This is a genomic window from Microbacterium sp., from assembly GCF_031178525.1.
Lineage (GTDB): Bacteria > Actinomycetota > Actinomycetes > Actinomycetales > Microbacteriaceae > Microbacterium.
Genome location: NZ_JAPSJA010000092.1, coordinates 1 through 9,376, shown reverse-complemented (window position 1 = coordinate 9,376; position 9,376 = coordinate 1). Strand labels below are relative to the sequence as shown.

General features: G+C 71.6%; 7 protein-coding genes. 2 read left to right on the top strand and 5 right to left on the bottom strand.

Annotated features, from left to right (window positions below):
- Positions 1 to 2,784 (bottom strand): lamin tail domain-containing protein (locus RIF89_RS07790; protein WP_309068560.1); only part of this gene is annotated, 2,784 nt, incomplete at its 3' end.
- A gap of 179 nt (positions 2,785 to 2,963) precedes the next feature.
- Here RIF89_RS07790 and RIF89_RS07785 point away from each other — a divergent pair.
- Positions 2,964 to 4,088 (top strand): diacylglycerol kinase family protein, encoded by a 1,125-nt coding sequence (locus tag RIF89_RS07785; RefSeq protein WP_309068559.1) that lies wholly within the window; start codon positions 2,964 to 2,966, stop codon positions 4,086 to 4,088.
- Here the strand turns inward: RIF89_RS07785 and cls are convergent.
- Positions 4,069 to 5,529: a cardiolipin synthase gene (cls, locus tag RIF89_RS07780; protein ID WP_309068558.1), complete on the bottom strand. Its 1,461-nt coding sequence runs from the start codon at positions 5,527 to 5,529 to the stop codon at positions 4,069 to 4,071. The genes RIF89_RS07785 and cls overlap by 20 nt on opposite strands.
- A 61-nt stretch (positions 5,530 to 5,590) precedes the next feature.
- Positions 5,591 to 5,779: a hypothetical protein gene (locus RIF89_RS07775; protein ID WP_309068557.1), complete on the bottom strand. Its 189-nt coding sequence runs from the start codon at positions 5,777 to 5,779 to the stop codon at positions 5,591 to 5,593.
- 122 nt (positions 5,780 to 5,901) lie between these two features.
- Between RIF89_RS07775 and RIF89_RS07770 the strand changes: the two genes are divergently transcribed.
- Entirely contained in the window at positions 5,902 to 7,035 is a 1,134-nt protein-coding gene (locus RIF89_RS07770; protein ID WP_309068556.1) for a DUF4192 family protein, read from the top strand.
- A gap of 41 nt (positions 7,036 to 7,076) precedes the next feature.
- Here RIF89_RS07770 and lysS read toward each other — a convergent pair whose 3' ends face one another.
- Both lysS and RIF89_RS07760 read right to left on the bottom strand, forming a co-directional pair.
- Positions 7,077 to 8,597: a lysine--tRNA ligase gene (gene lysS / locus RIF89_RS07765; protein WP_309068555.1), complete on the bottom strand. Its 1,521-nt coding sequence runs from the start codon at positions 8,595 to 8,597 to the stop codon at positions 7,077 to 7,079.
- Positions 8,598 to 8,646: 49 nt separating this feature from the next.
- Positions 8,647 to 9,348, bottom strand: a complete 702-nt coding sequence (locus tag RIF89_RS07760) for a DUF2520 domain-containing protein (RefSeq protein ID WP_309068561.1) — start codon at positions 9,346 to 9,348, stop codon at positions 8,647 to 8,649.
- Between the last annotated feature and the right edge of the window lie 28 nt (positions 9,349 to 9,376).

The following is a 9,376-nucleotide window of genomic DNA, read 5'->3' as shown; positions in this document are numbered from 1 at the left end:
CACGCGCACGGTGCCCGTGATCGACGGAGTGGCGGCTGCGAGCGCGCCCTGCGAGACCGTCACCGAGGACGACGTCGCCGTCGCGGACTCCCAGCCCGTGAGCGCTCCGGTGACGCGCACCGACAGCTTCCTGCCGGCGTCGGCCGCGACCGGGGTGTACGAGGCGGATGTCGCGCCCGCGATCGCCGCGCCGTCGCGCAGCCACTGGTACGACAGGGTCGCTCCCTCGGTCCACGTGCCGGGCTTCGCCGTCAGCGTCGATCCGACCCTCGCCGTGCCCGCGACGGTGACCTCGCCGGCCACCACCTGCGGGCTCTCGACCGTCAGTGTGCCGGCACGCAGCGCGCCCGAGCCGACGCCGTCCACGAACCACCACGCCGGGCGGACGCCGTTCACGATCAGGGCGGCCGGCGCGGTGGCGAAGCCCTCCGCGTTCTCGTTCGGCGCGGCCGCCGGACGCGCGAAGAACGTCGTCTCGGGCTCGGCCGTGCCGTTGAGCTCGACGAAGGCGGAGACGCCGCCGCAGCCGTTGTCGCACACGGTCCACAGACCGCCGCTCACGGCGTCGTAGTCGAGCGCCATGACGCCCGCCAGGCCCGGATCGAGCGTCGCGACGCTCGTCGCCGCGTCGTCCGACAGGGCGAACGCGTGCACGGAGCCGCCGTCCTCGACCGCCACGAAGAACAGGCCGTCACCGTGACCGGGGTAGTCGGCCGGCTCATAGGGCTTGTTGCGCGCCGTGTCCCAGAGCCTGCCCGCCAGATCGGCGTCGGCGATCCACTCGACGGCCTCGATGCCGAGGTTCGCGCCGACCGTCGGGATGAGCGACGTGATGTCCCATTCCTGCAGGGCGACGAGGTCGGGGCCGGGTGCGGCCGGGTCCACCTTGAGGATGGCGTCGAGGTTCACGTCCTTGGCCGCGTTGTCGCGCTCGGACGCGACGTATACGAGACCGTCGCCGTCGACGGTGATGCCCTCGGCATCGGGCCCGGCCGCAGCCGGGTTGCCCGCGTCCTTCTGGTACCGCACGCGCTTGCCGTCCGCCCATCCGTCGGCGATCGCGAAGGACCCGTCGGCCTGCACGTCGGCCTTCCAGAACCGCCCGGTGCCGTTGTCGACCGCGTACAGCGACGTGCCCGACTGGTCGGTCCAGGTGTCGAGACCCGATGAGTCCTCGAGGAACGTCGCGGTGGTGTCCAGCACGATGACCGGCTCCCCTCCGGGCCACGGCAGCGGGTCGTACTCGGAGCCGGGCTCGGTCGGCTCGCCGCCCCCGCCCTCGCAGAGGTTCGCCTCGCCGGGCGTCCGCGCGGTCTCGACGAAGACGTCGCCGCCCTCGGGGCAGGCCGACCAGACGCCGCTGTTCGCCGCGTGCGCAGGATAGGTGTGCTCGTCGACCAGGGTGCCGGCACCCGTGAAGACGCGGGCCTGATCGCCGCCGCCGAGCCCGAACGTGAAGTGGACGCTCCCCTCGAAGACGAGGCGCGCGCGCGGAGCGAGCGTCGTCCCCGCGGCCAGCGGCGTGATGTCCGCCGCGGTGCGGGCGCTGTCGTCGTTGACGTACCAGCCCGACACGTCGATCGCGGCGTCCGAGGTGTTGATCACCTCGATGTAGTCGTTCGGGCCGCCGTTCGAGTTGACCTCGTTGACCTCGATCGCCGGGTCGAGCACGGTGCCCGCGTTGGAGGCGCCCTTGCTGATCCGGGCGAGCAGGAAGCCGCCCGCGCCATCGACCTCGCGCGCCAGCGTGTACCCGGCCGTGTCCGTGCCCACGCCCGCGTGCGCCGACCAGGAGGCGGTCGCGTCGATCAGCGCACCGGTCGTGTCGTACAGACGGATCCGGTCGGCGCCGCCCACGCCGATCGCGCTCGTGAAGGTTACGTTCTCCTCCCACGCGGCGGTCGCGTCGTTCCATCCGCTGCCCGCCGTGCTCTCCTCGACCACGAGGAACGCGCCCGGCGCGATCGACGTGCCCGCCGGGAAGCGCCAGCGGTGATCGTCCGAGTCGTCGCGGATCTCGAAGCCGGAGATGTCGAGCGGCTCGGCGCCCGGGTTGAAGAACTCGACCCAGTCGGCCGGCTGCGAGTCGACCTCGTTGATGCGCAGCCCGGACGCGGCGGGCGTCTCGGGCTCCTCCCAGACCGGCAGCTCGACGGGCGCCGCGCTGAACCGGCTCGTGCCCGGCGACCCGGGGAAGCCGGCGCGCGAGACCCAGGATCGCTCGATGTCCCCCTCGGTGGACCGGGTCCAGTTCGCGACGGTGTCGGCCCCGAGGACGCTCTCGTCGTTCGGCCACGCGCTCGCGGTGTCGGTGCGGGGGCCGCCCACGCCCACGACGTTGTCGCCATAGACGAGCTGGTCGACGAGCGTGCCCGCGCCGTCGAAGATCTTGATCGTGTCCCCGCGGCCGAGGTTCACGGTGTTGCCGCCGACGACCTTGACGCTCTCCGGCAGGCCCCATGCCGAGCGGAACGCCTCGGCCTGCCCCTCCGCGAGAAGGAACGACTCCCCGGGCGCGATCACGCCGAGCGAGGCGAGCGACACGGCGCCGGCGGTCGTCCCGGAGTCGGCGAACGACCATCCGGCGTTCTCGCTCAGGTCGACTGCGTCGGCGCCGAGGTTCGTGAACTCCACGAACTCCGAGCCGTTGTAGGCGAACTCGGTGATGCGCACGGCGGGAACCTCCGCGGTCTGCGCCGCGGCGGGCGTCGCGCCGGCTCCCGTGGCGATCAGCGCGGCGGCGCAGGCGAGGGCAAGCGGACGGAAGCCGATCTTCGTCGACATGGTGCTCCAAGGCTCAGGGTGGCGTGCGCGAGCCGGGGGTCTCGCGCACGGACCGGGGGACGATCGCCATGCTGGCCATGACAGATGTCCGGATCACGAACGACCGGTGAACAGGTCGGTCCTGCCGCACGACGGGCCGCTCCGGGGCTGCGCATCGGTCGACGGCCTATGCTGGCGCCATGACGACCCCTGAGCCGGACGCCCCCCGCACCGAGCCTTCGCAGAGCTCGTCGAAGCGCGCAGCGCTCGTCTTCAACCCCATCAAGGTCGACGGCCCGGCCCTGTGCGCACTGGTCGAGCAGCACTCCTCCGGGGCCGGCTGGGCTCCTCCGCTCCTGCTCGAGACGTCGGTCGAGGACCCGGGACAGGCGACCACGAGAGAAGCACTCGGGGAGGGCGTGGACGCCGTGCTGGTCGCCGGCGGTGACGGCACGGTGCGCGCCGTATCTGAGGCCATGCGCGGATCGGGCGTCCCGCTGACCATCGTGCCGAGCGGCACGGGCAACCTGCTCGCCCGCAACCTCCGCCTGCCGCTCGACGGACAGGAGCTCGCCGTCGCCGGCGCGTTCGACGGCGACACGGTCGAGGTGGACATCTGCGTCGCCTCCCTCCGCCGCCCCGACGGGCACGTCGAGGAGCACGCGTTCGTCGTGATGGCCGGCATGGGACTCGACGCCGCGATGATCGCCAACACCAAGCCGGAGCTGAAGAAGTCCGTCGGCTGGGTCGCGTATGTCGACGGAGCGGCACGCTCGCTGGCAAGCGCCGAGCCGTTCCGCATCACGTACGAGGTGGTGAAGAACCCGATCCGCCGCGGTCAGACGCAGGCGATCCCCACGTCCGCTCGCCTGCGCTCCGCGAAGGTCCAGAGCATCCTGTTCGCCAACTGCGGCGAGCTGCCGGGCGGCATCTCGCTGATCCCGGACGGATCGGTGCTGGACGGCGAGCTCGACGTGGCGATCATGCAGCCATCGGGCCCGCTCGGCTGGCTCGGCGTGTGGCGCAAGGTGTGGTGGGACAACTCGGTGCTGCGTCGCACCCGTGCGGGCCGCGCGGTGCTGGAACGCCGCGGACGCGACGCGTCGGTGCGGTATCTGCGCGGGATCGCGGCGGAGGCGGCCACGCCCCTGCCGCAGGAGGTGCAGCTCGACGGCGACGAGTTCGGCGAGGCGACCCGCATCTCGTGCCGCATCGAGAAGGGGAACCTGCTCGTGGCTGTACCCAAGGGACACGACGTGCGCGCCAAGCAGCCCAAGGCCGACGTCCAGGCAGCGACCGGCGAGGCTACTGCAAAGAGCTCGTGAGCCGAGCCAGGTTGTCGAGCACGGTCGAGCGCAGCGGCTGCTCGAGCCACTCCTCGAGCGTGAGCTCGCGGCTCAGCTCGCGATACTCGGCCTCGACCTCGCGCATCTGCTGCACGAACTCCTCACCGCGCACGAGCAGCGTGATCTCGAGGTTGAGGCCGAACGAGCGCATGTCCATGTTGCTCGAGCCGATCACCGCGACCTCGTCGTCGATCGTGACGCCCTTCGTGTGCAGGATGAACGGCTTCGGGTAGAGCCAGATCCGCACGCCCGCGCGCAGCAGTGCCTCGTAGTAGCTGCGCTGCGCGTGGTAGACGACGGCCTGATCGCCCTCCTCCGACACGAACAGCTCGACCTGCAGGCCGCGCTTGGTCGCCGCCGTGACGGCGAGCAGCAGCGCCTCGTCGGGCACGAAGTACGGGCTGACCATGATGATCTTGCGCTGAGCCGCGTACAGCAGGCCGAGGAACAGGCGCAGGTTGTTCTCGACCTCGAAGCCCGGCCCGGACGGCACGATCTGGCAGTCGAGGTCGCCGCTGCCGGCCTCCATCTCCTTGAGGTCGATGCCCTCGGGCACCTCGGCGGCCTCGCTGAACCAGTCGGACAGGAACACCGCGTTCACGCTCGACACGATCGGGCCGTCGAGCCTGACCATGAGGTCCACCCACTGCAGGCCGCGGCGGATGTTCGACCGCAGGTTGTAGCTGGCGTCCGTGATGTTCTGGGAGCCGACGAACGCGATGACGCCGTCGACGACCAGGATCTTGCGGTGGTTGCGCAGATCCGGACGCTGCCACCTGCCGCGCAGCGGCTGGATCGGCAACGCGAACCGCCATTCGGCGCCCATCGCGTCGAGGCGCTTGAGCGTGCGGCGGTGGTGGGGCTTGGAGAGGTTCGCCCAGTGATCCAGCAGCACGCGAACCGGGATGCCGCGCTCGCGCACCTCCTCGAGGGCGCGGAAGAAGTCGTCCGTCGCGGCGTCGGACTTCAGGATGTAGAACTCGACGTGCACGTACTCGCGCGCCGCCCGGATCGCCGCGGCCATCTCCGCGAGGCTCCGGTCGTACTCGCGGATCAGGCGCGCGCCGTTGTCGCCCGTCAACGGCATGGCACCCAGCTCGCGGTTCATCCGCACGAGCGACGTGAACCAGGTCGGTTCGTTCGGCCGCAGGCTTCCGCGCTCGAGATACTCGCGCGCCTCGCGGATGTACTGATTGATCTGCTCCTGACGCCGCCTGCGGTGCCGCGGCAGTCGCGGGTTGCCGATCAGGAGGAACAGCAGCAGACCGGGGACCGGCAGGAAGAAGATCGCCAGCAGCCACGCCATGCCGGCCGTGGGACGACGGTTGCGCGGCACGATGACGACGGCGAGTACGCGGATGGCCGTGTCGATGATCGTGACGACGATCAGGTACCACGACGGGTCCCGGAACAGCTCCATCCGCCCCCCTCTCGCGCCCTGCACCAGCGTAGCGGTGCCCGAGGACACCGCTGTGCGGCGGTCACTCGGCGGCGGAGGTGTCGCGCGGGGGCAGACCGCGCTTGGCGCGCTCCTCCGCCTCGATCCGCGCGTAGGCGCGGCGCTCGGTGCGATCGAAGCGCAGGATGCTGCGCAGCACCCACCAGAAGATGATGCAGATCGCCACGGTCGGCAGAAGAGACCACACCACTGCCAGCCAGTACTCGTCCACACGTCAATGGTACGTCGCCGGGCTGTGAGGATCTCCCGCACGCCCGTCCACAGCCCCCTCACGCGCCGCAGCCGCTGCACACCCCTGCCGCGGGCCACCCGCCGCCCCTCAGGCTCGAGCGCATGACCGTTTCGTCCCCTGCCCCCGAGCCCGCGATCATCCGCGCCGGCGACAACGCCGAGTTCCTCTCCCTCGTCCCGCACCTGGTCGGCTGCCTTCCGCGCGACAGCGTGGTGCTGATCCCCTTCGCCGACCGGCGCACGCTCGGCGGCATGCGCATCGACCTGCCGCCGGCGGATGCGCCCGACGTCCGGGCGCTGGCGGCCGGCTTCCTCGGCGCGTTCGCGCGCGTGCGCCACGCGAACCGGATCGCGGTGGTCGTGTACACGGATGACGCCTACCGCGACCCGCGCGGCCGGATCTCCCGGGCCGCTCTCGCGGAGGCGCTGCTGGGGTGCGCCGGGGTCGCCGGCTACGAGGTCGTAGAGGCGCTGTGCGTGGCCGCCGACGGGTGGGGCTCGTACCTGGAGCCGGACGGCTCGTACGCCGGGAGCCGGCTCGATGAGATCCGTCCGGAGGACATCGACCTCGGCGACGGCACGCCGCTCGCCGACCAGCATGCGGGTCTCGAGCTGCCCGCGAGCGCGGAGGCCGAGGTCCGGGCCGTCGCGAGCGCCATCCGCGAGAGGACGGCTCTCCGACTGGAGGATCCCGCGCTGCTCGCCGTGTTCGAGGATGTCGTCTCCGGGCAGTCCGAACTCTCCGCGGACACTCTCGCGCTGCTCGTCCTCGCACTGGACCGCCCGGCCATCCGCGACATCGCCCTGAGCCAGTGGAGCGGCGATCTGGCGGAGGGACGGGAGATCCAGCGGTTCAACATCGCGTGGGCGGCCGGCGAGGCGTGGGACTTCGCCGGGCCTCTCCGGCTGGCCGGCGAGGGCGAGCGCCCCGACCCGGCGCGCCTGCGCCGGGCGCGGGAGGTCGTGCGCACCGTCGCCTCCGTCGCGCCGCGACGGCTCCGCACCGGCGCGCTCGCCTCGGCCGCCTGGCTGTCGTGGGCGCTCGGGTCGTCCACGCACGCCGCGCACTACGTCCGCCTCGCGCAGGAGATCAATCCGGCGCACGGCCTCGCCGACATCGTCGCGACGATGATCCACCATCAGCACCTGCCGTCATGGGCGTATGAACGGCAGGTCCCGGGTCCACCTCCCGAGAACCGCGCCGCAAGACGCCGGTGGGCGCGCTCGCGTGGATGACGTGCGGTCGCGTCGTGGATGACGTGCGAGGGAAGGGCGGCCTACTTGACCAGCGGGAAGAGGATCGTCTCGCGGATGCCGAGGCCCGTGATCGCCATCAGCAGCCGGTCGATGCCCATGCCCATCCCACCCGTCGGCGGCATGCCGTGCTCGAGCGCGCGGAGGAACTCCTCGTCGATCCGCATCGCCTCATCGTCGCCGCGCGCCGCGAGCTTCGCCTGCTCGACGAAGCGCTCGCGCTGGATGACCGGGTCGACGAGCTCGGAGTACCCCGTGGCGAGCTCGAAGCCGCGCACGTACAGGTCCCACTTCTCCACGACGCCCGGGACCGAGCGGTGCTCGCGCACGAGAGGGCTGGTGTCGACCGGGAAGTCCATCACGAACGTCGGACGCGTGAGGTGCTGCTTGACAAAGTGCTCCCACAGCTCCTCCACGAGCTTGCCGTGGGTCGCGTGCTTCGGCACCTCGACGCCGTTCTGCTCGGCGAGGGCGAGCAGCTCTTCCAGGCCGGTCTCGGGCGTGATCTCGACACCCGCGGCCTCGGACAGCGACGGGTACATCGACACGCGGTCCCATTCGCCGCCGAGGTCGAACTCCGTGCCGTCCGCCCACGTCACGGTCGTGGATCCGGCCACCGCGATCGCGGCGTTCTGGATCAGCTCCTGTGTGAGGTCGGCGATGCCGTTGTAGTCGCTGTAGGCCTGGTAGGCCTCGAGCATCGCGAACTCCGGGCTGTGCGTCGAGTCGGCACCCTCGTTTCGGAAGTTGCGGTTGATCTCGAACACGCGATCGATGCCGCCGACCACCGCGCGCTTCAGGTACAGCTCTGGCGCGATGCGCAGGTACAGCTCGGTGTCGAAGGCGTTGGAGCGGGTGGTGAACGGACGCGCGGTCGCGCCGCCCGGCTGCACCTGCAGCATCGGGGTCTCGACCTCGACGAAGTCGTGGCCGGCGAACGTGGCACGCAGGCTCGCGTTCACGGTCGCACGGGCGCGCACCGTGGTGCGGGCGGTGTCGCGCACGATCAGGTCGAGGAAGCGGCTGCGGACGCGGCTCTCCTCGCTCAGCTCCGTGTACATGTTCGGCAGCGGCAGCACGGCCTTGGCCGCGATCTCCCACGCCGACACCATGATCGACAGCTCGCCGCGGCGGCTCGAGATGATCTCACCCGACACCGCGACGTGGTCGCCGAGGTCGACGAGCTCCTTCCAGCGCTGCAGCGACTCGTCGCCCACGTTCGCCAGCGAGACCATCGCCTGGATGCGCGATCCGTCACCGGCCTGCAGCGTCGCGAAGCACAGCTTGCCGGTGTTGCGGCTGAACACGATCCGGCCCGCCACCGCGGCGGTCTCACCGGTCTCGGCGCCGGCCTCGAGTTCGCCGTACTGCGCGCGCAGCGCCGGGATCGTGCTGGTGACGGGAACCGTCACGGGATACGCCCCGCCCGCCGCGCTCTCGCGCTCGGCGATCAGCCTCTCGCGCTTCGCCAGGCGCACGGCCTTCTGCTCGAAGATGTCCTCTTCGGTCAGTTCGGGCGCGTTCTCGGCAGGCGTTTCAGGCATGGTCCCAAGTCTATGGGGGCCTTCCCGAGAGCCCCGTCCGGGCCGCAGCTCAGTCGTCGGGCGGCAGGATCACCGTGGGAGACGCCTCGGCGAGCGCGTGATCGACGGTCGAGCGCACGAGCGCCGACAGGTACCCGCCGGGATTCTCCACGCCGATCCCGCGCAGGATGCCCGTGGCCTGATGGACGATCCGCCGCGAGAACTCGGACGCGGTCGCGATCGCCTCCGCGTAGGCTGCGCGATCCTGCTCCGCGACCACGATCGGCTCGCAGCCGAGCTCGACCGCCAGGGCCTGCGCGATCGGCAGCACCGCGGCCGGCGCCGTCACGGCGGCGTACGAGGCGGCGAGCTGGCGCAGGTCGATGCTCGTACCCGTGAAGGCGATCGCGGGGTGCACCGCAAGCGGGATCGCGCCGCGCTCGGCCGCCGGCTGCAGCACGTCGATGCCGTACGCCGCGTCGGTGTGCAGCACGAGCTGGCCGACCTGCCATGCACCGAGCTCCGCCAAACCCGCCACGAGTCCCGGCAGCTCGGCGTGCGGCACCGCGATGACGACGAGCTCGCTGCGTCGTGCCACCTCGAGCGCGTCGAGTACGGGAACGCCGGGCAGGATCGCCTCGACGCGCTCGTCGTCCGATCCGCTCGTGATGCCCGTCAGTGCATGGCCGGCGCCGGCGAGCGCCGCGCCGACCACGGGACCGACGCGACCCGCGCCGATGATGCCGACGCCGAGCCGTCCGTCGCGCCTCACGTCACCGGCCCCCGGTCGGCCGCGGGCG

Coding starts and splice junctions, on each gene's coding strand:
- cls (WP_309068558.1), bottom strand. CDS start 5,529: ATGGAGCTGTTCCGGGACCCGTCGTGGTACCTGATCGTCGTCACGATC.
- RIF89_RS07785 (WP_309068559.1), top strand. CDS start 2,964: ATGACGACCCCTGAGCCGGACGCCCCCCGCACCGAGCCTTCGCAGAGC.
- lysS (WP_309068555.1), bottom strand. CDS start 8,597: ATGCCTGAAACGCCTGCCGAGAACGCGCCCGAACTGACCGAAGAGGAC.
- RIF89_RS07770 (WP_309068556.1), top strand. CDS start 5,902: ATGACCGTTTCGTCCCCTGCCCCCGAGCCCGCGATCATCCGCGCCGGC.